Annotated in this window: 23 protein-coding genes and 1 pseudogene; 15 read left to right on the plus strand and 9 right to left on the minus strand. The window is 72.3% G+C overall.

The genetic code is table 11. From position 1 onward, the window contains the following. Positions 1 to 185: 185 nt before the first annotated feature. The gene (locus tag ACQKM2_RS38255) at positions 186 to 1,361 is read left to right on the plus strand and encodes a DUF2786 domain-containing protein (RefSeq protein ID WP_427718183.1); all 1,176 of its coding nucleotides are present in this window, start codon (positions 186 to 188) and stop codon (positions 1,359 to 1,361) included. A gap of 13 nt (positions 1,362 to 1,374) precedes the next feature. Here the strand turns inward: ACQKM2_RS38255 and tatA are convergent, their stop codons facing one another. After that, positions 1,375 to 1,539: a Sec-independent protein translocase subunit TatA gene (gene tatA, locus ACQKM2_RS38260; RefSeq protein WP_427718185.1), complete on the minus strand. Its 165-nt coding sequence runs from the start codon at positions 1,537 to 1,539 to the stop codon at positions 1,375 to 1,377. Positions 1,540 to 1,672: 133 nt separating this feature from the next. Between tatA and ACQKM2_RS38265 the strand changes: the two genes are divergently transcribed. Next, entirely contained in the window at positions 1,673 to 3,718 is a 2,046-nt protein-coding gene (locus tag ACQKM2_RS38265; RefSeq protein WP_427718187.1) for an FUSC family protein, read from the plus strand. 170 nt (positions 3,719 to 3,888) lie between these two features. Continuing rightward, complete coding sequence (locus ACQKM2_RS38270; protein WP_125818357.1) at positions 3,889 to 4,134, plus strand: DUF397 domain-containing protein; 246 nt, start codon at positions 3,889 to 3,891, stop codon at positions 4,132 to 4,134. Between the two features lie 127 nt (positions 4,135 to 4,261). On the opposite strand, the gene ACQKM2_RS38275 is transcribed toward ACQKM2_RS38270, so the two are convergent. Next, positions 4,262 to 4,756 (minus strand): ATP-binding protein, encoded by a 495-nt coding sequence (locus ACQKM2_RS38275; RefSeq protein WP_427718191.1) that lies wholly within the window; start codon positions 4,754 to 4,756, stop codon positions 4,262 to 4,264. A gap of 361 nt (positions 4,757 to 5,117) precedes the next feature. Between ACQKM2_RS38275 and ACQKM2_RS38280 the strand changes: the two genes are divergently transcribed. From ACQKM2_RS38280 to ACQKM2_RS38300, 5 genes and pseudogenes are all read left to right on the plus strand, one after another. After that, positions 5,118 to 5,996, plus strand: coding sequence for a helix-turn-helix domain-containing protein (locus ACQKM2_RS38280; protein ID WP_427718193.1), 879 nt, complete (start codon positions 5,118 to 5,120; stop codon positions 5,994 to 5,996). 92 nt (positions 5,997 to 6,088) lie between these two features. After that, the gene (locus ACQKM2_RS38285; RefSeq protein WP_427718195.1) at positions 6,089 to 7,546 is read left to right on the plus strand and encodes an aldehyde dehydrogenase family protein; all 1,458 of its coding nucleotides are present in this window, start codon (positions 6,089 to 6,091) and stop codon (positions 7,544 to 7,546) included. A 106-nt stretch (positions 7,547 to 7,652) separates the two neighbouring features. Next, a complete protein-coding gene (locus ACQKM2_RS38290) occupies positions 7,653 to 8,171 on the plus strand; it encodes a DinB family protein (RefSeq protein WP_427718196.1) in 519 nt (172 codons plus the stop codon). A gap of 98 nt (positions 8,172 to 8,269) precedes the next feature. Continuing rightward, positions 8,270 to 9,028 (plus strand): MerR family transcriptional regulator, encoded by a 759-nt coding sequence (locus ACQKM2_RS38295; protein ID WP_427718198.1) that lies wholly within the window; start codon positions 8,270 to 8,272, stop codon positions 9,026 to 9,028. Between the two features lie 153 nt (positions 9,029 to 9,181). Beyond that, a pseudogene (locus tag ACQKM2_RS38300) lies at positions 9,182 to 9,874 on the plus strand (DedA family protein); the annotation flags it as partial. Between the two features lie 123 nt (positions 9,875 to 9,997). Here the strand turns inward: ACQKM2_RS38300 and ACQKM2_RS38305 are convergent. Together ACQKM2_RS38305 and ACQKM2_RS38310 are read right to left on the minus strand one after the other, a co-directional pair. Beyond that, positions 9,998 to 11,638, minus strand: coding sequence for a threonine/serine exporter family protein (locus ACQKM2_RS38305; RefSeq protein WP_427718201.1), 1,641 nt, complete (start codon positions 11,636 to 11,638; stop codon positions 9,998 to 10,000). A 279-nt stretch (positions 11,639 to 11,917) separates the two neighbouring features. Further along, on the minus strand, positions 11,918 to 12,412 hold the full coding sequence (locus ACQKM2_RS38310; RefSeq protein WP_045946146.1) for an inorganic diphosphatase: 495 nt from the start codon (positions 12,410 to 12,412) through the stop codon (positions 11,918 to 11,920). Positions 12,413 to 12,564: 152 nt separating this feature from the next. Between ACQKM2_RS38310 and dacB the strand changes: the two genes are divergently transcribed. From dacB to ACQKM2_RS38345, 7 genes are all read left to right on the plus strand, one after another. Then, positions 12,565 to 14,004 carry a D-alanyl-D-alanine carboxypeptidase/D-alanyl-D-alanine endopeptidase gene (dacB, locus tag ACQKM2_RS38315; protein ID WP_427718203.1) on the plus strand — a complete coding sequence of 480 codons (1,440 nt, stop codon included), beginning with the start codon at positions 12,565 to 12,567 and terminating at the stop codon, positions 14,002 to 14,004. A 73-nt stretch (positions 14,005 to 14,077) separates the two neighbouring features. Next, positions 14,078 to 15,223 carry a zinc-dependent metalloprotease gene (locus tag ACQKM2_RS38320; RefSeq protein WP_427718205.1) on the plus strand — a complete coding sequence of 382 codons (1,146 nt, stop codon included), beginning with the start codon at positions 14,078 to 14,080 and terminating at the stop codon, positions 15,221 to 15,223. 196 nt (positions 15,224 to 15,419) lie between these two features. Beyond that, positions 15,420 to 16,448, plus strand: a complete 1,029-nt coding sequence (gene tilS, locus ACQKM2_RS38325) for a tRNA lysidine(34) synthetase TilS (protein ID WP_427718206.1) — start codon at positions 15,420 to 15,422, stop codon at positions 16,446 to 16,448. A gap of 65 nt (positions 16,449 to 16,513) precedes the next feature. After that, complete coding sequence (hpt, locus tag ACQKM2_RS38330; protein ID WP_007264874.1) at positions 16,514 to 17,074, plus strand: hypoxanthine phosphoribosyltransferase; 561 nt, start codon at positions 16,514 to 16,516, stop codon at positions 17,072 to 17,074. Between the two features lie 207 nt (positions 17,075 to 17,281). Beyond that, positions 17,282 to 19,309: an ATP-dependent zinc metalloprotease FtsH gene (gene ftsH, locus ACQKM2_RS38335; protein ID WP_427718209.1), complete on the plus strand. Its 2,028-nt coding sequence runs from the start codon at positions 17,282 to 17,284 to the stop codon at positions 19,307 to 19,309. Positions 19,310 to 19,404: 95 nt separating this feature from the next. Then, positions 19,405 to 20,013: a GTP cyclohydrolase I FolE gene (gene folE / locus ACQKM2_RS38340; protein WP_427718212.1), complete on the plus strand. Its 609-nt coding sequence runs from the start codon at positions 19,405 to 19,407 to the stop codon at positions 20,011 to 20,013. A gap of 4 nt (positions 20,014 to 20,017) precedes the next feature. After that, positions 20,018 to 20,404 carry a hypothetical protein gene (locus ACQKM2_RS38345; protein WP_427718215.1) on the plus strand — a complete coding sequence of 129 codons (387 nt, stop codon included), beginning with the start codon at positions 20,018 to 20,020 and terminating at the stop codon, positions 20,402 to 20,404. Between the two features lie 27 nt (positions 20,405 to 20,431). Here the strand turns inward: ACQKM2_RS38345 and ACQKM2_RS38350 are convergent, their stop codons facing one another. The 5 genes from ACQKM2_RS38350 to folP form a co-directional block, all read right to left on the minus strand. Beyond that, complete coding sequence (locus ACQKM2_RS38350) at positions 20,432 to 20,917, minus strand: DUF3180 domain-containing protein (protein ID WP_427718217.1); 486 nt, start codon at positions 20,915 to 20,917, stop codon at positions 20,432 to 20,434. A gap of 45 nt (positions 20,918 to 20,962) precedes the next feature. Continuing rightward, complete coding sequence (gene folK / locus ACQKM2_RS38355) at positions 20,963 to 21,571, minus strand: 2-amino-4-hydroxy-6-hydroxymethyldihydropteridine diphosphokinase (RefSeq protein WP_427718219.1); 609 nt, start codon at positions 21,569 to 21,571, stop codon at positions 20,963 to 20,965. Continuing rightward, the gene (folB, locus tag ACQKM2_RS38360; protein WP_030010912.1) at positions 21,568 to 21,927 is read right to left on the minus strand and encodes a dihydroneopterin aldolase; all 360 of its coding nucleotides are present in this window, start codon (positions 21,925 to 21,927) and stop codon (positions 21,568 to 21,570) included. Before folB ends, folK begins: the two co-directional genes overlap by 4 nt. A 131-nt stretch (positions 21,928 to 22,058) precedes the next feature. After that, positions 22,059 to 22,502: a nuclear transport factor 2 family protein gene (locus tag ACQKM2_RS38365; protein ID WP_427718222.1), complete on the minus strand. Its 444-nt coding sequence runs from the start codon at positions 22,500 to 22,502 to the stop codon at positions 22,059 to 22,061. A gap of 44 nt (positions 22,503 to 22,546) precedes the next feature. Then, the gene (gene folP, locus ACQKM2_RS38370; RefSeq protein ID WP_427718225.1) at positions 22,547 to 23,419 is read right to left on the minus strand and encodes a dihydropteroate synthase; all 873 of its coding nucleotides are present in this window, start codon (positions 23,417 to 23,419) and stop codon (positions 22,547 to 22,549) included. Positions 23,420 to 23,650 lie beyond the last annotated feature (231 nt).

Here is a 23,650-nt window from a genome sequence, read left to right on the forward strand (position 1 = left end):
CTCCGCCCCTGGACCCCCGCGCCTCAAACGCCGGCGGGGCTGTCTATAGCCCGTCCGGCGTTTGAGGACCGGGGTCAGGGGCGGAGCCCCCTGGGAACGGTGGAAGGGCGGGTAGGGGACCGGCCCCGCGCAGCGGCCCACCGACCCCGCCCCGCGTCGGACAGGCGGCGTGCAAAGCTGAAGGGGTGAGTCAGTACGCCGAGATCGTCGACCGGGCCTTCGCGGCCGCCCTCTACGCCCAGGACGACGCCGGGCTCGACGTCGGGGCGTCCGTGCTCGCCGCCGACGGCGCGGCGTGGGCCGGGGTCGGGCGGGAGCTGCTCGCGCGCGGGGAGGCGTACGCGCGGCAGGCGTGGGAGCGGGGCTGGCAGCCCGCCGACGTGCTGCGGCTGGTGCGGCGGGACCTGGACGCCGTGCACCTCGCCGTCGCCGGGGACGTGATCGCCGCCGAGGCCCGCCGGTACGCCCGGCTGCCCGAGCGGTGGGGCGCGCCGGAGGTGTGGTGGCCGGCGGACGAGGAGTACGCCGAGCGGCTCGCGCGCCGCGAGCGGGCGGACCGGTTCACCCTGGCCACCGCCGTCCTGGAGCTGTACCGGCTGCTGGTCCGGCTGCCGTCCGTCGAGCCGGTGGGCCCGGTCCCGGGGGATCCGGCCGGTGACGCCCTCGCGCACGCGCACATCGAGCCCCGCATGCTCGGCCGCATCCGGGCGCTGCTGGCGAAGGCCGAGGCGACGACCTACCCCGAGGAGGCCGAGGCGCTCAGCGCCAAGGCGCAGGAGCTGATGGCCCGGCACACGGTGGACGAGGCGCTGCTCGCGGTGCGCGGCGGCGCTCCGGCGCAGGTGCCCGGCGCCTGCCGGATCGGGGTCGAGCCCCCGTACGAGGAGGCCAAGGCGGTGCTGCTGGACGCGGTGGCCACCGCGAACCGCTGCCGCGCGGTGTGGAACAGCGCCTTCGAGTTCTCCACCGTGGTGGGGTTCGAGAGCGACCTGGAGGCCGTCGAGCTGCTGTACACCTCGCTGCTCGTGCAGGGCACGGCCGCCATGACCCGGGCGGAGGCCGCCCAGCGGGCCGGCGGGCGCAAGCGGACCAAGACCTTCCGGCAGTCCTTCCTGCTGGCCTACGCCAGCCGGCTCGGCCGCCGGCTCGCCGAGACCGCCGAGCACACGGCCACCGAGGCCCCGGACTACCTGCCCGCCCTGGTGGCCCGGGACGTGGCGGTCGGCGCGCGGGCCGAGGAGATGTTCCCCCGGACCACGACGACCCGGCTGCGCGGCGCCACCGACCACGCGGGCTGGGAGGACGGCACGGCGGCCGCCGACGCCGCCCACGTCGGCGGGCGGCGCCCCTCACTCCCCTAGGCCTCCCCTGGGCCTAAGCCGTGTCCTCCGCGCGCATCGCGCGGGCCTCCGACTTGAGGATGCGGGCCGACTTGCCCAGCGAACGGGCCATGTCCGGCAGCCTCTTCGAGCCGAAGACCAGCAGGGCGACCGCCAGGACGATGATGATGTGCCAGGGTTCCAGGCCGTTGCGGAGCATGCACTACCCACTTTCCGGATGACGGACGGACGGACGGTCGATCGACAGTGCGGCCCATCGAACAGGGCCGCACGGGTGGTGCACAACTCTGAAGAAAAGCTGAAAAGAGTTACGAACGGTTACGCTCGACGCCATGAGCTGGCTCCGCGCGCTGAGGGACACCGCGCGCGCGGGCATGAAGGTCGAGCGGGCCCGCCTGGAGCCCCTCGTCGCCCTCCGGGCCGCCGTCGGGCTGGCGATCGTCATCGCCGCCGGGCTGGCCCTCCTCGGGCCGGGCGCGGCGGCCAGTTCCGCGTTCGGGGCCTTCATGGCCGCCGTGGCCACCTTCCAGCAGAGCTGGCGCCCGCGCCCGGTGCTCGCCCTCGCCTCCGGGCTGACCCTGGCCGTCTCCACCTTCACCGGGTACCTCGTCGGGTCCGCCGACGTCGGGCTGTTCCTGCCGATGCTCGCCGTCTGGTCCTTCGCGGCGGGGCTGATGTGGGCGGCCGGGCCCACCGCCGGGATCATCGCCTCCGGCAACGTCGCGATCATGCTGGTAACCGTCACCCTGCCGACCTCCGTCCCGCAGGCCGCCGGGCACGCCGCGATGATCGCCGCCGGCGGGGTGGTGCAGGCCCTGCTGATCGTGCTGTTCCCGGTCCGCCGCTGGGGCGACCGGCGCGACGCCCTGGCCGACGCCCTCGCCGCCGAGGCCGACTACGCCCGCCGGCTGCGGCACGACCCCGTCAGCTCCTTCGACCCGGAGCCGCTGATGAAGGCCCGCGACGCGGCCGCCGTCACCGTCCGGCAGGCCCGGCGCCGGCCCGCGGAGCTGCACGGGGCGCGGGGGCTCGCCGAGCGGATCCGGCCCGTGCTGGCCTCCCTCGCCGACCCGGCCGTCGGCGCCCCCGCCGAGGGGCCGGCCCGCGACCGGGTGCGGGAGCTGCTGGAGGCCGCCGGGGCGGTGCTGGACGCCGCCGCGCACGCCATCCGCGAAGGGGACCCCGTACGCCTGCCCGCGCCGGCGCTGGCCGTGCTGAAGGCGCCCGACCTGCCGGAGGTGCTCACCGGTGCGCCGCTGCGGGCCGCGCGCAGGCTCGCCGCCCTGCTGGACGACGTGCTGGAGACGGCCGAGCCGGGCTCCGGGCGCTACGCCGACCCCGCCGAGGCCATGCTGCGGCCCACCGTGCCGGCCATGGTGCCGCTGGCGCTGAAGGCCGTACGGGCCGAGCTGCGGCCGGGCTCGCCCGTACTGCGGCACGCCGTGCGGGTGACGGCGGCGGCGTGCGCGGGGTACCTCGTCGGGCACGCACTGCCGTTCGGGCACGCCTACTGGGCGCCGATGGCCTCGGTGATGGTGATGCGGCCCGACTTCACCCAGACCTGGTCCCGCGCCGTCGCCCGCTTCGGCGGCACCCTGGTGGGGGTGGGCGCGGCCACGGCGGTGGTGCAGCTGGCGCAGCCGGGGATGTACCTGTCGGGGCTGCTGGCCGTCGTCAGCGCGGGCCTGATGTACGTGCTGATGCGCACGGGGTACGCCGTCACGCAGGTCTTCGTCTCCGCGTACGTGGTCTTCCTGCTCGGCATGGGCGGCGTCCGCTGGGACCAGACGGTGCCCGACCGGATCGCCCTCACCCTCGTCGGCGGGGTCCTCGCGATGCTGGCGTACGCGCTCTACCCGGCCTGGGAGACGCCGCGGCTGCGCACCCGCCTCGCCGACTGGCTCGCCGCCGACGGCCGGTACGCGGCCGCCGTGCTCGGGCAGTACGCCGACCCGGCCGGGGCCCGGCGCGCGGACGTGCGGGAGGCGCTGCTGGCGGCCCGGGACGCCCGGATCGCCTGGCGGGAGGCGCTCGCACGGGCGGAGGGGGAGCCGGTCCGCCACCGGGGGCTGTCCCGGGCGGCCGCCGAGGGGGCGGGGGACGCGCTGGCGGCGCTGGGCCGGGGCGCGATGCTGCTGGAGGCCCACCTTCCCGACCGCGACCGCGCTCCGGTGCCGGAGGCCGCGGAGCTGGCGCGGGCGGTGCGGGAGGCGACCGGGGCGGGGGCCAAGGCGGTCCGGGAGCGCAGGGTCCCGCAGTGGGACGGGGTCCGGGAGCTGCTGGCGGACTGGGAGGCCCCCGGGCCGGACGTCCTGCGCGGGGCCGCCGGCCGGCTGCTGGAGTCCCTCGACGAGGTGTCGGAGGCGCTGCGCCCCTGACCAGGGCCCCTGCGCCGGTGAAGCGGAGCGCCGGGGTCCTGAACCGCCATCAATGGTGATCAACAGTGATGGGTGGAACACCGCGCGTGCACGTGCATCTGCCCATGCACGCGGTGGTGAACACAGCTATGATCCGGTGCAGTTGACATCTGCACTATCGGGGGCTTCCTGTGGACCACGCGTACAACGGGATGGCAGCTGCAGAACTCACTTCCCTGTACCAGCTGACCTGGCAGAAGAGCAGACACAGCAACTCGCAGGGATCCTGCGTGGAGTTCGCCAGACTGCCCGGGGGCGACGTCGCCATGCGCAACTCGCGCTTTCCCGACGGACCGGCGCTCGTCTACACGCCGGCCGAGATAGAGGCGCTGCTGGCGGGCGTCAAGGACGGCGAGTTCGACCACCTGGTCGGCTGACGGAACGGCGCAAAGATCACGCCATGCACGTGCACCGGCCGGGACCGATCGCAGCGATCGGTCCCGGCCGGTGGTCCGAAAAGGCGCCCCGGGGGGCGTGGCGGGCGGCGGGTGCGGCCCCGGGGCGTCAGTCCTGGAAGTCCTGGAGCATGAACAGCGCCCAGACCACCTTGCCGCTCAGCCGCCCCGCGAGCGGGTGCCAGCCCCAGCTGTCGCTGTAGGCGTCCACCAGGAACAGCCCCCGCCCCGACTCCAGGTCGCAGTTCTCGTCCGTGCGCTCCGGCGCGAAGGACCCGCCCGGCCGGTCCTCGCTGGGGTCCCGCACCGCGCACACCAGCCGCGTGCTCCACCGCATCAGGTGCAGCCGCACCGCCGCCTCGGGCTCCCCGGACGGCCGCGCATCGTCCGGCAGGGCGTGGCGCAGGGCGTTGGTGACGAGTTCGGAGACGACGAGGGAGACGTCGTCGAAGCGGTTGTCCAGGCCCCACTGGGAGAGGGTCGACCTGGTGAAGGACCGGGCGCCGCGCACCGCGTCGAAACGGGCGGGCAGGGCGCAGGAGGCGGATCCGGAGACAGCCGTGGGGTCGACCGGGGGCAGCCCCTGCCGTAACGGCTCGAGCATGACCGATCCATTCGTCCCCATGCGAGGCACTCCCGGGATTCGCGGACGAAGCGGGCGGCTTTGTCCAAAGAGAACTGCGGGGTGGGTCCCGCGCCGGCGCGAAGAGCACGCAGGTGCGCGGCACCATCGTTCCGAATGCCGAAGCCGGATGCAAGGGCAGATGCACGTGCACGCGCCCGACCCGTCCACTCCCGTGACGGTTCTTGCTCATTTCTTCCTACGCATACTTACGGACTTCTTTTCCGGGACGCCGGATTCCGTTACAGAACGAGTACGGGCCGATGCGTTTTGGTGGCAGACTGCGGCACCGGGGTACGGGGGCTCCGACGAGGCACGCGCACACCACGCGCACACCATTGCGATGGGGAGGGCAGGACTAGTGACCGCAGAAGCCAGCGGTTCTGTGGTGCGCCGCATCCTCCTGGGCTCACAGCTCAGGCGACTCCGAGAATCCCGCGGCATCACCCGTGAGGCGGCCGGCTACTCGATCCGCGCATCCGAATCGAAGATCAGCCGCTTGGAGTTGGGAAGGGTGAGCTTCAAGGCCAGGGACGTGGAGGACCTCCTCACGCTCTACGGGGTCACCGACGGCGCCGAGCGGGAGTCCCTGCTCGGTCTGGTCAGGGAAGCCAACGCGGCGGGCTGGTGGCACAGCTACGGCGACGTGCTGCCCGGGTGGTTCCAGACCTACATCGGACTGGAGGGGGCGGCCTCCCTCATCCGCATCTACGAGGTCCAGTTCGTCCACGGCCTGCTCCAGACCGAGGCGTACGCCCAGGCCGTCGTGCGCCGCGGCATGCCCGGCGCGAGCGCCGCCGAGATCGACCGCCGCGTCGCGCTGCGCCTGGAGCGCCAGAAGGTGCTGGTCTCCGAGAACGCCCCCGTCTTCCACGCCGTCCTCGACGAGGCCGCGCTGCGCCGCCCGTACGGCGACCGGGACGTGATGCGCGGCCAGCTCGAACACCTCATCGAGATCAGTCAGCGGCCCAACGTGCGGCTCCAGGTGATGCCCTTCTCCTTCGGCGGACACGCGGGCGAGAGCGGAGCCTTCACCCTGCTGCGCTTCCCCGAGTCCGACCTCCAGGACATCGTCTATCTGGAGCAGCTCACCAGCGCGCTCTACCTGGACAAAGAAGAAGAAGTGGCCCAGTACGCGCGGGCGATGGAGCGGCTCCAGGCCGACTGCCCGGATCCGGGGCAGACCCGCGATCTCCTGCGCGGACTCCTCCAACTGTCTTGAACCGCACGTACTATGACGTCTGATCAGTGCATGAAGATGACCGATCGGTCTCCGGTGCAGCGCAAGGGTGCGCGCTCGCAGTAAGGGATGGCATGTCCATATTCACCGACCTGGCTCACCAGTACATCGACGGCGAATGGCTGGCCGGCACCGGTTCGTGGGACATCATCGACGTCAACCCGTACAACGGGGAGAAGCTCGCGGCCGTCACCGTGGCCACCGTCGAGCAGGTCGACCGGGCCTACCGTGCCGCCGAGCGGGCCCAGCGCGACTGGGCGGCCACCGGACCCTACGCGAGACGCACCGTCCTGGAGCGCGCCCTGCGGATCACGGAGGAGCGCCACAAGGAGATCGTCGAGGCGATGATCGACGAACTCGGCGGGACCCGTCCCAAGGCCGAGTACGAGGTCCACCTCGCGATGGAGTTCCTGCGCGAGGCGGTCCAGCTCGCCGTCCGCCCCGACGGCCGCATCCTGCCCTCGCCCGTCGCCGGCAAGGAGAACCGGGTCCAGCGCCTCCCGGTCGGCGTGGTGGCGGTGATCAGCCCCTTCAACTTCCCCTTCCTGGTGACCCTGAAGTCGGTCGCCCCGGCGCTGGCGCTGGGCAACGCGGTCGTGATCAAGCCCAACCAGAACGCCCCGGTGGCCGGCGGCGGGATCATCGCCAAGATCTTCGAGGACGCGGGCCTGCCGGCCGGACTGCTGAACGTGCTGGTCACCGACATCGCGGAGATAGGCGACGCGATCCTGACCCATCCCGTCCCCAAGGTCATCTCCTTCGCCGGCTCCGACCGCACCGGCCGCCACGTCGGATCGGTCGCCGCCCGCCACTTCAAGCGCACCGTCCTCGAACTGAGCGGCAACAGCGCCCTGGTCGTCCTCGACGACGCCGACATCGACTACGCGGTGGACGCGGCCGTCTTCAGCCGCTTCGTCTTCCAGGGCCAGGTCTGCATGGCCGCCAACCGGATCCTCGTCGACGCGGGCGTGGCCGAGGAGTTCACCGAGAAGTTCACCGCCCGCGTGCGCGCCCTGAAGACCGGGGACCCCCGCGAGGCGGACACCCACATCGGCCCGCTCATCAACTCCTTCCAGGCGGACGCGCTCACCGCGCTCGTGGACCGCGCCGTGGAATCCGGGGCGCGGGCGCTCGTACGGGGGTCTACGCGCGGCAACCTGGTCGAGCCGACCGTCCTCGCCGACCTCCCCGAGGACTCCCCGCTGCTGGGCCAGGAGATCTTCGGGCCGGTCGCCCTGCTGGTGGTCTTCGACGGGGAGGAGGAGGCCGTACGCCTGGCCAACGCGACCCCGTACGGGCTCAGCGGCGCGGTCCACACCCGCGACGTGGAGCGCGGCGTCCGCTTCGCCCGGCGCGTCGAGACCGGCATGTTCCACGTCAACGACTCCACCATCGGGGACGAGCCCCTCACGGCCTTCGGCGGCGAGAAGGCCTCCGGGCTGGGCCGGCTGGGCGGCGAGGCCAGCGTGGAGGCCTTCACCACCCAGAAGTGGATCTCGGTCCAGCACGGCCGGACCCAGTTCCCGTTCTGAGTTCCACCGAACCGGCGCGGAGTTGCGGACAGAACCTGACCGCAAGCCTCCGTAGCGTGTTCCTTGTCAGCGGGAGAGAGCCCCCGCACACGGGACGAAGAGGTGGATGGCCATGGCAGAGATTTCCGGTGAGGTCCTGGGCGACGAGCGCGGCACCCTGCTCGCCTTCATCGAGTCCCAGCGGACCGCGGTGCGCGAGGCGGTCGCGGGGCTGAGCGAGGAGCAGGCCGCGAGCCGCCCGAGCGCCAGCGAGCTGTCCCTGTCCGGCCTGCTCAAGCACGTGGCCGAGGTGGAGCTGGGCTGGCTGAGGATGGCGCAGCAGCGGGACAACGAGATCGCCGCCGGCCGCGAGGACTACTCCGAGGGCTTCCGGCTGACCGGCGAGGAGACCGTTCCGGCCGTCCTGGCCTTCTGGGACGGGGTCACCGAGGAGCTGACCGCCTTCGTCGCGGACCTGCCCAGCCTGGACGAGACCTTCCCGCTGCCGCCGGCGCCGTGGTTCCCCGAGAACGGCAAGGTCTCCATGCGCTGGATGCTGCTCCACCTGATCGAGGAGTTCGCCCGGCACGCGGGCCACGCGGACATCGTCCGCGAGACCCTGGACGGCACGAAGGCGATGGGCTGAGCCCCTCCTCCCCTCCTCCCCCGGAAAGGGGACTTGCACCTCACGCGGCGTGAGGAACCACAGTGGAGGGCGTACCCAACCGGAAGGAGCGGAAGGCAATGGGCTACTCCGTGGGGCAGGTCGCCGGTTTCGCCGGAGTCACGGTGCGCACCCTGCACCACTACGACGAGATCGGGCTGCTCTCCCCGAGCGGCCGCAGCGGCGCGGGACACCGGCGTTACGACGACGCCGACCTGGACCGGCTGCAGCGGATCCTGTTCTACCGGGAGCTCGGCTTCCCGCTCGACGAGGTCGCGGTCCTGCTGGACGATCCCGACTCGGACCCGAGGGAGCACCTGCGCCGGCAGCATGCCCTCCTGTCCGAGCGGATCGCCCGGCTCCAGCAGATGGCCAAGGCCGTTGAGCACGCCATGGAGGCGAAGAAGATGGGCATCAACCTCACGCCCGAGGAGCGGTTCGAGGTCTTCGGGGACAAGGACCCCGAGCAGTACGCGGAGGAGGCCGAGCAGCGCTGGGGCGGCACGGAGGCCTACGCGGAGTCGCAGCGCCGGGCCGCCGGCTACACGAAGGACGACTGGAAGCGCATCCAGGACGAGTCCGCCGACTGGGGCGCCCGGTACGGGGCGCTGGTGGCGGCGGGCGAGCCGGCGGACGGCGAGGCGGCCATGGACATGGCCGAGGAGCACCGCCTGCACATCGGGCGCTGGTACTACGACTGCCCGTACGAGATGCACACCTGCCTCGGTGACATGTACGTCGCGGACGAGCGCTTCAAGGCGTACTACGACTCGATGGGTCCCGGCGTCGCCGAGCACCTGCGGGACGCGATCACGGCGAACGCCGTGCGCAAGGTGTAGCCGCCCGTAGCAAGGCGTAGCGGAACCTCCGCGCATCCCGCCCCCTCCGGTCCCTGGAACCCGGTGGGGGCGGTGTGCGTTCATAATTGAGACCGCCTGCCATGTCGCGTCCCCCACCGCAGACGTCCCCCTGATCCAGGAGAGCCCGGACACGTGGAACCCCTCTACACGCTTGCCCTCGGCCCACAGTGGCTGTCCCCGGAGTACCTGATCGGGCATTTCGGCCTGATCGGCATCCTGGTCATCGTCTTCGCGGAATCGGGTTTCTTCGCGTTCCTGCCCGGCGACTCCCTGCTCTTCACGGCGGGCCTGTTCGTCGCCAGCGGCGACATCAGCCAGCCGCTGTGGCTCGTCTGCACGATGATCGCGGCTTCCGCGATCCTCGGCGACCAGGTGGGCTACCTGCTCGGCAAGTTCTTCGGCCCGAAGCTGTTCAACCGGCCGAACAGCAAGGTCTTCAAGAAGGAGAACCTGGACGCCGCGCACGACTTCATGGAGAAGCACGGCCCCAAGGCGATCGTGCTGGCCCGCTTCGTGCCGATCATCCGGACGTTCGCGCCCATGGTGGCCGGCGCGAGCGCCATGAAGTACCGGACCTTCCTGACCTTCAACGTCGTCGGCGGCATCCTCTGGGGCGCGGGCGTCACCGTCCTCGGCTACCAGCTGGGCCAGTTCGAGGTCATCAAGAAGAACGTCGAGCCGATCTTCATCGGCATCGTGCTGATCTCGGTGATCCCGGTGATCTTCGAGGTGCTGAAGGCCCGCAAGGCCAAGAAGGCCGAGGCGGCCGCCGGCCCGGCGCAGCCCGGCTACCCGCAGCAGGACCAGCAGCAGCCGCCGGCCCCCGGCCAGCGCGGCCGCCACGCCAAGCGCTGAGGCCCGCCGAGCCCCGGAACCACCCCGTACGCCCTGGAGACGTCCCCGTCCCCGGGGCGTACGCGTACCCGGGGACGGGGGTCCCGGGGGGCGTCAGAAGCCGCGGGTGCGCTTCGCCGCGGCCCGGCGCTTGGCCGAGCTGCGCGCCCCCGGGATCCGCATGAAGAGCCGTGAGGTCTCGGAGCCGAGGTTCACTCCGACCGCGATCGCAAGTGCGATGGCGGCGGCGTTGGTGAGGGAGGCGAGCCCGGCGTCGAGCCGGTTCTCGGCGATCGAGAGCAGCCCGTAGTAGGTGGCCGACCCCGGCAGCAGGGGCCCGATCGCGGCCGTCACGTAGGGCAGGGCGGAGGCGAACCGGTAGCGCGAGAAGAGCTGGCCGAACAGGCCGACCAGGCCGGCCGCGATGGCCGTGGACGGCACCGGCGGCAGCTCGGCGGCGCGCAGCGCGCCGAAGGTCACCCAGGCGACCCCGCCGTTGAGGGTCACGATCCACACCGTGGACCGCTCCTGCTGGAGCAGGATCGCGAACGTGAACACCAGGACCATCGAGGCGAGGATCTGGAGCACGGGGCGGTGCGGGATCTGGAGGACCTCGTCCGGGTTCGGCGAGGCGCCGAACTGGAGGCCGACGTAGATCACCACCAGGACGCCGACGACGATCCCGATGAACAGGTACATGACCTCCAGCAGACGGGCGGAGGCGGTGATGTAGAAGCCGGTCAGGCCGTCCTGCACGGCCGCGACGAGGGCGCGTCCGGGCAGCAGGGCGAACAGGCCGCCGGTGATCACGGCGGAGGCGCGGACGTCGAACTCGGCGATCTTCAGGGCCACGCCGATGGCGGCCGGCGGCATCGCGGCGACGACGAACTGGTAGAACTCGGGCAGCCCGCGGTCGGCGAAGTACCAGGCCAGGCGGTCGCCGAGGACGGCGCCGAGGGCGGCGCAGAAGAAGACGGTCACCCCGCCGCCGACCAGCGTGGAGGCGGCCCCCGCGAGCAGCCCGGCGGCGGCGGTGAGCACCCAGGTGGGGTATGGGTGGCGGTTGCGCCGGATCACGGCGAGCCGGCGGTAGGCCTCCTCCAGGGAGACGTCGACCTCGGGCGCGCTGATGTCGTCGACCAGCCGGAAGACGGCGGCGAGGCGGGTGTAGTCGGTGCCGCGGCGGCGCACGGTGCGGTTCGCGGAGACGGGGTTGCCGACCAGGGAGGGCTGGTGGGTGATGGACAGCAGGGTGAAGGTGACGGTGGGCTCGCAGCGGTCGAGCCCGTAGGAGCGGGCCACCGCGAACATCGCGGCCTCCACGTCCTCGGCGCCCTCGCCGCCCGCGAGCAGCAGCTCGCCGATGCGCAGGGTCAGGTCGAGCACGCGGCCCACGGCCGGGCCGGACTCGCTCTGCCGCTGGACCGGCTCGGGGACCGGCCGGACGTCCACCGGCATGCGCAGCATCGTGCGCATCCGGTCCTGCCAGGGGGAGGCGGCGGGGAAGCCGGGGGCCGGGAGGGGGGTGTGGGCGGGCGGGGACTGGCTGGCGCTGTAGGTGGCCGGGGCGGCGAAGGCGGAACCCTCGGCGTCGGCAGGGGGCGGGGCGGCACCCTCCGGCAGGGCGAACTCGGACGTGGGCTGGTCCTCGACCGGAACCTCAGGCTCCATGCCGGGCGGCGGGGTGAACGCGCTGTGCGCCTCGTCGGACTTCGGCTTCCGGTCTTCGGGACCGGGCCCTTCGGCCTCCGCCACGCATCCTCCCACCCTTGATCACCTGGCGGTATCAGTATGCGGAATCGTTTCGTCCGTCGCGAAGCGAGGTCGTTCCGGCGGCGGGACCGGATCCTGAGGCGATGAGGGAGGGTTCGGGGGCGGAGCCCTCGGGGGGTCCGGGGCGCAGCCCCGGGGAACGGGCGAAGGGCGGGGAGGGGACCTCGCCCCGCGCAGCGGCCCACCGCGGCCGGGAACGCCGCAGCGGGCGGCACCTGAGGGGTGCCGCCCGCTGCGGGAGGTCCGGAGTACCGGCGGAGCCTAGTGGTGGCCGCCCTGGGCCTCCAGGCGCTTGAACGAGGCCTCGATCTCGGCCTCGGCCTCGGCGCGGCCGACCCAGTTCGCGCCCTCGACGGACTTGCCCGGCTCCAGGTCCTTGTAGACCTCGAAGAAGTGCTGGATCTCCAGGCGGTCGAACTCGGAGATGTGGTGGATGTCGCGCAGGTGCTCGACACGCGGGTCGGAGGCCGGCACGCACAGGAGCTTGGCGTCGCCGCCCGCCTCGTCGGTCATGTTGAACATGCCGATCGCGCGGCACTTGATGAGGCAGCCCGGGAAGGTCGGCTCGTCCAGGATGACCAGCGCGTCCAGCGGGTCGCCGTCCTCGCCGAGGGTGTTCTCGACGAAGCCGTAGTCCGTCGGGTAGCTGGTCGAGGTGAAGAGGCGACGGTCCAGACGGATCCGGCCGGTCTCGTGGTCCACCTCGTACTTGTTCCGCGAACCCTTGGGGATCTCGATGGTGACGTCGAACTCCACGTCCTGCTCCTCCATGATCAGCTCCGGCCCAGTGCCGAAGCTCGGCTGCTTCGAGACGGCATTTGATTCAAATGCGTGCGCGTCCGGCCCAGCCCTGAGGGTGGGGTGCCATGCTCGCGGCAAGACGCAGTGGTTAAGTGTCCCTCACGCATATGTGTGATCGCGAAAGGGGCTGGTCCGAGGTGCCGGTGGTCAAGACGTGGCAGCTCATCGGGGGGTCGGCCGTCGCCGGCCTCGCCCTGTCGGCTGCGATGGTGGTCACCGCCGGTCCTTGGGACTCCGGCCAGCGTAAGGCCGAGCGGGACAGGGCCGCCTCCTGGAGCCGGACGGGTGGCGCAGATCACGCCGCCGGCGGCCTCCCGCAGGCCGCACCCAGTGCCCCCGGGGTGCTGGGCGGCCTCGCCCCGCGCCCGAACACCGGCTCCACCGCGCTCGCCGGGGCCCTCACACCCCTGCTCGCCGACCCCGCGCTCGGCGCCGCGCCCGGGGCCTCGGTGATCGACGTCGCGACGGGCCGGGTGCTCTTCGAGTCCGGGGCGGGCGACCCCATGACCCCGGCCTCCACCATCAAGATCGCCACCGCGAGCGCCGCCCTGGCCGCGCTCGGGCCCGAACACCGGATCCGGACCACCGTGACGGCCGGAGCAGGCCCCGGCGAGATCGTCCTGGTCGGCGGCGGCGACCCGTCCCTCACCGCCAAGAAGAAGAGCCCCGCCGGCTCCGGCGGCAGCCTCGTGGCCCTCGCCGCCGACACCGCCCAGGCCCTCAAGGCCGCCGGCAAGGACACGGTGACCCTCGGCTACGACGACTCCCTCTACACCGGGCCCGTGCTCCACACGATCGGCCGCGACGAGAACATCGCCCCCGTCACCGCCCTCACCGCCGACGAGGGCCGCCCCGACGACTCCACCTTCGGGACCGTGGAGCGCTCCGTCGACCCCTCCAGGGACACCGCCCGCGCCTTCGCCGCCCTGCTGCGCGACCGCGGCATCAAGGTGGGCGGGGAACCCGCCAAGGCGAAGGCCCCCGCCGGGGCCCAGCCGCTGGCCACCACCCTCTCCACCCCCCTCGCCGGGCTCGTCGAGCGGATGCTGACCAACAGCGACAACGACATCGCCGAGGCCCTCGCCCGCCAGACCGCCCTCGCCACCGGCCGGCCCGCCAGCTTCGAGGGCGGCGAGCAGGCCGTCACCGAGAAGCTGGCCTCCCTCGGCCTCGACCTCAAGGGCACCCGCTTCGCCGACGGCAGCGGCCTCAACCGGGCCGACCGGCTCAGCACCCGCCTCCTGACGGCCCTCCTCGCCAAGGCCGCCGACCCCCGCCACCCCGAGCTGCGGCCCGTCCTCACCGGACTGCCCGTCGCCGGCTTCACCGGGACCCTGCGCGCCCGCAACACCGGCGACTCCCCGGCGGCCGGCCTGGTCCGGGCCAAGACCGGCACCCTCAGCGTGGCGAACGGCCTCGCCGGTACCGTCGTCGACCCGTCCGGGCGGCTCCTCGCCTTCGCCTTCCTGGCCGCGAACGCCCCCGAGAAGACCGCCGCCGAGAAGGGCCTCGACAAGCTGGCCGCCGCCGTCGCCGCCACCCCCTGACCCACAGGGGAATCCTCCCCCAGACTCCGTCCGGGGGGACCCCCAGCGGCGCCGGTCCACGTACGGTTGACGCATGACGAGCATCGGTGGTGCGGAGATGGTCGACTGGAACCTCGCGGTGGCGACCGCGACCCGGCTGGTCAGGCCGGGTCCGGAGGTCAGCCGCGACGAGGCCCGGGCCGTGGTGGCGGAACTCCGTCGGCACGCCAGGACCTCCGAGGAGCACGTGCGCGCGTTCACCCGGATGATCCCCGAGGGCTCCCCCCTCCCCGACACCCCCGTCCTGGTCGTCGACCGGGCCGGCTGGGTCAAGGCCAACGTCGCGGGCTTCCGCGAACTCCTCGGCCCGCTCCTCGGCAAGATGCAGGACCGCCGCTCCGCCACTCCCGGCGGCGCCGTCATCGGCGCGGTCGGCGGCAAGGTCACCGGCGTCGAGCTGGGCATGCTGCTCAGCTTCCTGGCCTCCCGCGTGCTCGGACAGTACGAGACCTTCGCGCCCGCCGGACCCGACCTGCCGGGCGGCGCCGCCACCGGCGGCCGGCTGCTGCTCGTCGCGCCGAACATCGTGCACGTCGAACGCGAGCTGGAGGTGGACCCGCACGACTTCCGGCTCTGGGTCTGCCTGCACGAGGAGACGCACCGCACCCAGTTCACCGCCGTCCCCTGGCTGCGCGCCCACATGGAGGGCGAGATCCAGACCTTCCTCGGCGCCACCGAGATGGAGCCCGGCGCCGTCCTGGAGCGGATCCGCGAGGCCGTCCAGTCCTTCGCCGGAGCCCGCGCCGAAGGCGAACGCGGCGACGAGGGCCCGTCCCTGGTCGAACTCGTCCAGACCCCCGAACAGCGCGAGGTGCTCGCCCGGCTCACCGCCGTCATGTCCCTGCTGGAGGGCCACGCCGACTTCGTCATGGACGGCGTCGGACCCGAGGTCGTCCCCTCCGTCGCCGAGATCCGCGAGAAGTTCCAGCAGCGCCGGGCCAGCGGCGCCGGCCGCCTCGACGCCGCCCTGCGCAAGCTCCTCGGCCTCGACGCCAAGCTGCGCCAGTACCGGGACGGCGAGCGCTTCGTACGGGCCGTCGTCGGCCAGGTCGGCATGGACGGCTTCAACCGCGTGTGGACCTCGCCCAACACCCTGCCCACCAAGGCCGAGATCGCCCGCCCCGCGGACTGGGTGGCCCGGGTCCACCGCAAGGGCAGCACGCAGAGCGAAGAAAGGTGAAGCAGGAGGCGTAAACATGTCTCACTGGGGGAAGCAGCATCACCCTTCCGAGGGACCGTGAGCCGTGGAAGGGCGTGCGATGCTCGGGGAACGGCTCGGCTCTGTCACCATCGACGCACTCTGAGTGACATTCCGCATCTCCCCCGTGCAACACCCGAAGCCTCCGAGCATCCGAACTCCACGAAGGGCACCGGACATGGGTCCCCATCCTGCGGTCGCGGCGATACGCCTGGCGGTCCGCCGCGTACTCCACGACGTCCTCACCGACCTCACCGACATCCCCCGCCCCCGCGCGGCGGGCACCCAGCCCCTCGTCCTCGTCGCCTGCTCCGGCGGCGCGGACTCCATGGCGCTCGCCTCGGCCCTCTCCTTCGAGGCACCCAAGCTCGGCATCCGGGCGGGCGGCATCACCGTCGACCACGGCCTCCAGGTCGGCTCCGACCTGCGCGCCGCGGAGGTCGTGACCCGCATGACCGCGCTCCGCCTCGACCCGGTGGAGTCCGTCGCCGTGCGCGTCGGCCGCGAGGGCGGACCCGAGGCCGCGGCCCGCGACGCCCGCTACGCCGCCCTGGACGAGGCGGCGGACCGGCTCGGGGCCTGCGCCGTGCTGCTCGGCCACACCCGTGACGACCAGGCCGAAACCGTCCTGCTGGGCCTCGCCCGCGGCTCCGGGATCCGCTCCCTGTCCGGCATGGCCGAGGTCTCCGGCGGCCCCGGCCGCACCAACCGCTACCGGCGCCCCTTCCTCCAGGTCGACCGGCAGACGGCCCGCAAGGCCTGCATGGTCCAGTCCCTGCCCGTCTGGGACGACCCGCACAACATCGACCCCGCCTACACCCGCTCCCGGCTGCGCCACGAGGGACTGCCCGCCCTGGAGAAGGCGCTCGGCAAGGGAGTCGTGGAAGCGCTCGCCCGCACCGCCCAGCTCTCCCGCGACGACGCGGACGCCCTCGACGCCTGGGCCGCCGACGCCGAGGCGGGCGTGCGCGACGAGGACGGCCGCCTGGAGTGCGCCAAGCTCTACGCGCTGCCGCCGGCCGTCCGCCGCAGGGTGCTGCGCCGCGCGGTGGTCGCCGCGGGGTCCCCCGCCGGCTCGCTCTTCGCCCGCCACATCGAGGAAGTCGACCGCCTCATCACCGGATGGCGGGGCCAGGGCGCCATCAACCTGCCCGGCCGCGTCGAGGCCCAGCGGCAGGGTGGCAGACTTGTCATCCGGCAGGGCTGATTGGTGCTGAAACACGGCTGAGTCCTCCGGGGGCACCCCCGGAGCCCCGGCCGACAACGAAAGTGATGCGGGTGGACGAGAAGGACATGGGCAACGACCTCCAGTCGGTGCTCATCACCAAGGAAGAGATCGACGCGAAGCTGGCCGAGCTGGCCGCGAAGATCGACGCGGAGTACGCGGGCAAGGACCTGCTCATCGTCGGCGTGCTCAAGGGCGCCGTCATGGTGATGGCGGACCTGGCGCGCGCCTTGTCCACCCCGCTCACCATGGACTGGATGGCGGTGTCCTCCTACGGCGCCGGGACCCAGTCCTCGGGCGTGGTGCGGATCCTCAAGGACCTCGACACCGACATCAAGGACAAGCACGTCCTGATCGTCGAGGACATCATCGACTCGGGCCTGACCCTGTCCTGGCTGCTGTCGAACCTCGGCTCCCGCCAGCCGGCCTCCCTCAAGGTCGTCACGCTGCTGCGCAAGCCCGAGGCCGCGAAGGTCGCGATCGACGTCGAGTGGGTCGGCTTCGACATCCCGAACGAGTTCGTCGTCGGCTACGGCCTCGACTACGCGGAGAAGTACCGCAACCTGCCGTTCGTCGGCACGCTCGCCCCGCACGTCTACGGCGGCTGACCCCGGCCTTCGCGGACGCCGTCACCGGCGGCGCCCCCGGGGGAACCCGGGGGCCGTTCCCGACGTTGGAGCGTGGGAAGGCGGGTCTGTCAGCCGTCCCTCGAGGTCGCGGGTGACAATACAGAGGTACATTCCGAAGAACAGTCTTTACTCACAGCAGCATTTACCTACGGGCAGGAGGGACGGGGTGCCCGGCACCCCGTATGGATGGACGTGAAGCGATACTTCCGTGGGCCGGTCATGTGGATCGTGCTGGCCGTCCTCGCCGTGGTCGTGTTGATGAACGTCGTCGGCTCCGGCGGCGGCTACAAGTCGGTGGAGACCAGCGAGGTCATCAAGGCGATCAACAGTGGCCAGGTGGACAGCGCCAAGCTGACCACCGGTGACAGCCAGATGATCAAGATCGAGCTGAAGAAGGGCCAGAAGCTCGGCAACAACAGCGGCACCAAGTTCCAGGCCAACTACATCGGGGACCAGGGCGTCCAGCTCGCCCAGAACCTCCAGAGCAAGTACGAAGCCGGTCAGATCCCGGACGGCTACTCCGTCACGCCGGACAAGACCAGCCCGTTCCTGAGCGTGCTGCTCTCGCTCCTGCCCTTCGTCCTCATCGTCGTCGTCTTCCTGTTCCTGATGAACCAGATGCAGGGCGGCGGCTCCCGGGTCATGAACTTCGGCAAGTCCAAGGCGAAGCTCATCACCAAGGACACCCCGAAGACGACGTTCGCCGACGTCGCGGGCTCGGACGAGGCCGTCGAGGAACTCCACGAGATCAAGGAGTTCCTCCAGGAGCCGGCGAAGTTCCAGGCCGTCGGCGCCAAGATCCCCAAGGGTGTGCTGCTCTACGGCCCGCCCGGCACCGGCAAGACCCTGCTCGCGCGCGCCGTCGCGGGCGAGGCCGGCGTCCCCTTCTACTCGATCTCCGGTTCCGACTTCGTCGAGATGTTCGTCGGTGTCGGTGCCTCGCGCGTCCGCGACCTGTTCGAACAGGCCAAGGCCAACGCGCCGGCGATCGTCTTCGTCGACGAGATCGACGCCGTCGGCCGGCACCGCGGTGCGGGTCTCGGCGGCGGCCACGACGAGCGCGAGCAGACGCTCAACCAGCTCCTGGTCGAGATGGACGGCTTCGACGTGAAGGGCGGCGTCATCCTGATCGCCGCCACGAACCGCCCCGACATCCTCGACCCGGCACTGCTGCGCCCGGGCCGCTTCGACCGGCAGATCGCGGTCGACCGCCCCGACATGCAGGGCCGTCTGGAGATCCTCAAGGTCCACCAGAAGGGCAAGCCGGTCGCCCCGGACGTCGACCTCTCGGCCGTCGCCCGCCGCACCCCCGGCTTCACGGGTGCCGATCTCTCCAACGTCCTCAACGAGGCCGCGCTCCTCACGGCCCGCTCGGACAAGAAGCTGATCGACAACCACATGCTGGACGAGGCGATCGACCGCGTCGTGGCGGGCCCGCAGAAGCGGACCCGGATCATGTCGGACAAGGAAAAGAAGATCACCGCGTACCACGAGGGCGGACACGCCCTGGTCGCGGCGGCCTCCCCGAACTCCGACCCGGTCCACAAGATCACGATCCTGTCCCGCGGCCGGGCCCTGGGCTACACCATGGTCCTGCCCGACGAGGACAAGTACTCGACCACGCGCAACGAGATGCTCGACCAGCTCGCCTACATGCTGGGCGGGCGCGCGGCGGAGGAACTGGTCTTCCACGACCCGACCACCGGCGCCGCGAACGACATCGAGAAGGCCACGGCGACGGCCCGCGCGATGGTCACCCAGTACGGCATGACCGAGCGCCTCGGCGCGATCAAGTTCGGCGGGGACAACACCGAGCCGTTCCTGGGCCGCGAGATGTCGCACCCGCGGGACTACTCGGAAGAGGTCGCGGCGCTGGTCGACGAAGAGGTCAAGAAGCTCATCGAGACCGCGCACAACGAGGCCTGGGAGATCCTGGTCGAGAACCGGGACGTCCTGGACAACCTCGTCCTCGCGCTCCTGGAGAAGGAGACGCTGGGCAAGGAGGAGATCGCCGAGATCTTCTCCACGATCGTGAAGCGCCCGGCCCGCCCGGCGTGGACCGGTTCCTCCCGCCGTACCCCCTCCACCCGTCCGCCGGTGCTCTCTCCCAAGGAGCTCCAGCTGACGAACTCCGCGAACGGCACCTCGGCCCCGGCCGCCGTGTCCGTGGAGAAGGCGCCGGAGCCCTCCCCGGAGGAGCGTCCGGAGGCCTGAGCAGGTCCGGAATGGATGCCGCGCCCCCCAGGTTCTAGCCTGGGGGGCGCGGCACATTTGTACGAGCCGCGTGCGCACACAGGAACGAGGATGAGATGACCGACCCAGTGACCCTGACCGGTGGCGAGGGCACGATCGGCGAGTTCGACGAGAAGCGCGCCGAGGCGGCCGTCCGCGAGCTCCTGATCGCGGTCGGCGAGGACCCGGACCGCGAAGGCCTCCTGGAGACCCCGGCGCGTGTGGCGCGGGCGTACAAGGAGATATTCGCCGGCCTGTACCAGAGGCCCGAAGAGGTCCTCACCACGACGTTCGACCTCGGCCACGACGAGATGGTCCTGGTGAAGGACATCGAGGTCATGTCGAGCTGTGAACACCACCTGGTCCCCTTCCACGGGGTGGCCCACGTCGGCTACATCCCGTCGACCGACGGCAAGATCACCGGTCTGTCCAAGCTGGCCCGGCTGGTCGACGTCTACGCCCGCCGCCCCCAGGTCCAGGAGCGGCTGACCACGCAGATCGCGGACTCCCTGATGGAGATCCTCGACCCGCGCGGCTGCATCGTGGTCATCGAGTGCGAGCACATGTGCATGACCATGCGCGGCGTCCGCAAGCCCGGCGCCAAGACCATCACCTCGGCGGTCCGCGGCCAGCTCCGCGACCCCGCGACCCGCAACGAGGCCATGTCCCTGATCATGGCCCGCTGAGCCCGTGCCGGATGCTGCGCCGGCCGTGTGGGAGCCGCTGAGCGAGGACGTCCGGCGCACGCTGGAGATCCTGCTGGACGGGGACGGGGAGACCGGGGAGTACCCGGTCTACCGGTCCCAGATCCCGTACGCCGTGATGAAGGCCGGCTGTACCTGCGGCTGCCCCAGCCAGTACCTGCGGGTCGAGCCGGGGGCCGCGGCGGCGGCGCGGGCGGAGCCCGGAGCCTCCCCGATCGTGGCGAGCCGGGGCGTCCTGTCCCCGGACGGCGAGTACGTCGGCGAGGCGATGCTCTTCGCCGACGAGGGCCGCATCGTCTCGTTGGAGGTCTGCCACTGGGAGGACCTGGGACCGCTGCCCCCGCCCCTGTGGCAGCGGCTGGGGCCCGCCTAGGCCCCGCCCCGGCCCCTGCCGGTCGGCTCAGGCCGTCGCGCGGGCCTTGGACGGGTCCTCGTCCTCCGGGAGCTTCAGGACGCGCTCCAGGAACAGCGCGGCGGCGATCACGGCCGCGCCGGCGATGACCGAGCCGCCCGCGTACCAGGCCTGGTCGCGGCGGGCGGGGACGTCCATCGCGTCCGTGAGCAGGAAGACGCCCACGCCGCCGTACATGCCCGCGACGAGGGCCGCGACGAGAGCGCTCGCCTGGCCGAAGACCACCGCCCGGGCCGCCATCAGCGGCTCCACGCCCTTCGCCCCGGGGCGGCGCTCCCGCTGGGCCTTGAGGCGGGCGCGCATCGACAGGGCCGTCGCCAGCAGGACGACGGCGATCACCGCCAGTACGATCGGCGCGGCCAGTGGGACGCCCGGCAGGGTGCCGTACGCGTTCCACAGGCGGGCACCCGCCCAGGACAGCACCCCGGCGATCGCGAAGATGCCCGCCAGGACCGCCGGCCTCAGTTGCTTCACTTGCACGTCCCCTGTTCAGTGGCTGCTACCTGAACACGCTAACGGCTACTCCGGCAGGCGGAGTTCCAGGTCGGTGCGTGCCGTGACACCGGTGAGGCCGATCGCGGCCAGCAGCTCCGCGACGGGGCCGCGGCCCGGCAGCTGGGCCCCGGGGTCGATGTCGTTCCAGGGGGCCAGGACGAAGGACCGCAGGTGCGCCCGGGGGTGCGGGAGGGTGAGGACCGGGTCGTCGGAGACCACGTCGGCGTACGTCACGATGTCGACGTCGATCGTGCGCGGCCCCCAGCGCTCCTCGCGGACGCGGTCGAAGGCCTCCTCGATCGCGTGCGCGCGCTCCAGCAGGGAGGAGGGCGGCAGGGTGGTCTTCAGCGCGACGACGGCGTTCAGGTACGAGGGCTGCGAGCCGGGCTCGACGCCCCACGGCTCCGTCTCGTAGACCGGGGAGACGGCCTTGACCCGCAGCCCCGGGGTGTCGCCGAGGGCGTCGATGGCGCCCTGGAGGGTGTCCAGGCGGTTGCCGAGGTTCGCGCCGAGCGCGACGACGGCCCACTTGGGGTTGGACAGGGTGGTGTCCGCCGCGTCGACCGCCGCGACGACGGAGGCGGGTACCGGCTGGACGGTGGGGTCGCTCTGGGCGTTCAGTCCGTTGTTCATGCGCGGCTCCGGGTGATCGTGATGGTCACGTCGTCGAAGGGCACGGTGATCGGCGCGTCCGGCTTGTGGACGACGACCTCCACCTGTGCCACCGCCTCGTGCTTGAGGCACTGCTGGGCGATCCGCTCGGCGAGGGTCTCGATCAGGTCCACGGGCTCGCCCTGGACCACGTCCACGACCTCCTCGGCCACGACCCCGTAGTGCACGGTCTTGGCCAGGTCGTCACCGGCCGCGGCCGGGCGGGTGTCCAGGTGCAGCACGAGGTCGACGATGAAGGTCTGGCCCTCTTCGCGCTCCCGGGGGAAGACGCCGTGGTGCCCGCGAGCCTTGAGGCCGCGCAGCGCGACACGATCCACGCGAATCACTCCTGCTTTCGTAGGTGCTTCCGGTCCCGGGGCTCCCCGGGGCCATGGGCCTACGCCGAGTGCGGTCGGCGTCGTCCACCTTCGAATTTACCTGCGATAAACCTCGGGCCCCGCCCTTGGGGTCAGCCGGAGCCCTCTTCGTCCTCGTCATCGGAGTCCGTGAGCACCGGAGAACCGTGGTGGGACCAGAGGCGCCAGCCGTCCGGTGTGCGTCGGAACACATTCGTCGCGACGACCAGCTGGCCGACCAGCGGGCCCAGCTCGCCGGCCTCCGGGGCGGGGCCCCCGCTGAGGATGTTCTCCGTGCACGTGACCAGGGCGGTGTCACCTATGAGGGCCACCTTGGTGTCGGTCAGGAAGAACTGGATGTACTCGGTGTGGGACATGATCAGCGCGTACGAGCGCAGCACCTCGCCCCGCCCCGAGAGCACCGGCCACCCGGGGTGGACGCAGGAGATCTCGTCCTCGAGCCAGAGCGCCGACAGCGTGTCGAAGTCCCCCTGCTCCATGGCCGCGTAGAAGGCCGTGTTGGCCTCTTCGACGGCTTCGATGTCGGTACGGCTCACCGTGCCCCTTCCCTAGTACGTCCGGCGGGTGTGCGTCGGGCGGATCAAAGAGCCCCTTCCACGGCACGGGCCACCCGAACCGCGTCGGCGGTCGCCCGTACCTCGTGCACCCGTACGGCCCAGGCGCCCTGGTGCGCGGCGATGGCCGAGACGGCGGCCGTGGCGGCGTCCCGCTCGCGGGCCGGCGGCGGGGCGGTGTCGGCGGTGCCGGCCAGGACCCGGCCGAGGAAGCGCTTGCGGGAGGCGGCGACGAGGAGCGGGAAGCCGAGGGCGCGCAGCTCGGGGAGGCGGGCGACGAGGGCCAGGTCGTGCTCGGCGTTCTTGGCGAAGCCGAGGCCGGGGTCGACGACGATCCGCTCGGGGGCGATGCCGCCGGCGACGACGGCGTCGATGCGGGTGCGGAGCTCGGCGGCGACCTCGGCGAGGACGTCGTCGTAGACGGCGAGGCTGTTCATGTTGTCGCTGAACCCGCGCCAGTGCATGACCACGAAGGGCACCTCGGCGGCGGCGACGGCGGGGATCATGCCGGGGTCGGCGAGGCCGCCGCTGACGTCGTTGACGAGGCGGGCGCCGGCGGCGACGGCCTGTGCGGCGACGGCGGCGCGCATGGTGTCGACGGAGACGACGACGCCCTCGGAGGCCAGGCCCCGGACGACGGGCACGACCCGGCGGAGCTCTTCCTCGGCGTCGACGCGGGTGGCTCCGGGGCGGGTGGACTCACCGCCGACGTCGACGAGGTCGGCGCCCTGGGCGACGAGTTCGAGGCCGCGCTTGACGGCGGCGGTGGTGTCGAACCACCGGCCGCCGTCGGAGAAGGAGTCCGGGGTGACGTTGACGACGCCCATGACCGCGCAGCGGTCCCAGTCGGGCAGCCCTGTGACGACGCCCCTGGGGGCCGGCCCGAGGTTGCTGTTCATGGGCCCAGCGTAGAGCCCCTGCCCTGGCCGGGCGGTGATGAGGCCTGGCCGCCGCCGGGCGGGCCGGTACGGCGGGGCCGTAGCGGGCGGTGCCGCTGCGCGGGCTGCTCCCCGCCCCGCCCTTCGCCCGTTCCCCGGGGCGTTGCCCCGGACCCCTTGGGGGGGGGGGGCGCGCCCCCCCCCCCCGGCGGCGAGAACCCCGCCCGGCGGCGAGGGAGCCCCGCCGCGGGG

Source organism: Streptomyces sp. NPDC004126 (genome assembly GCF_050275515.1).
In the GTDB taxonomy this organism is placed as follows: Bacteria; Actinomycetota; Actinomycetes; order Streptomycetales; family Streptomycetaceae; genus Streptomyces.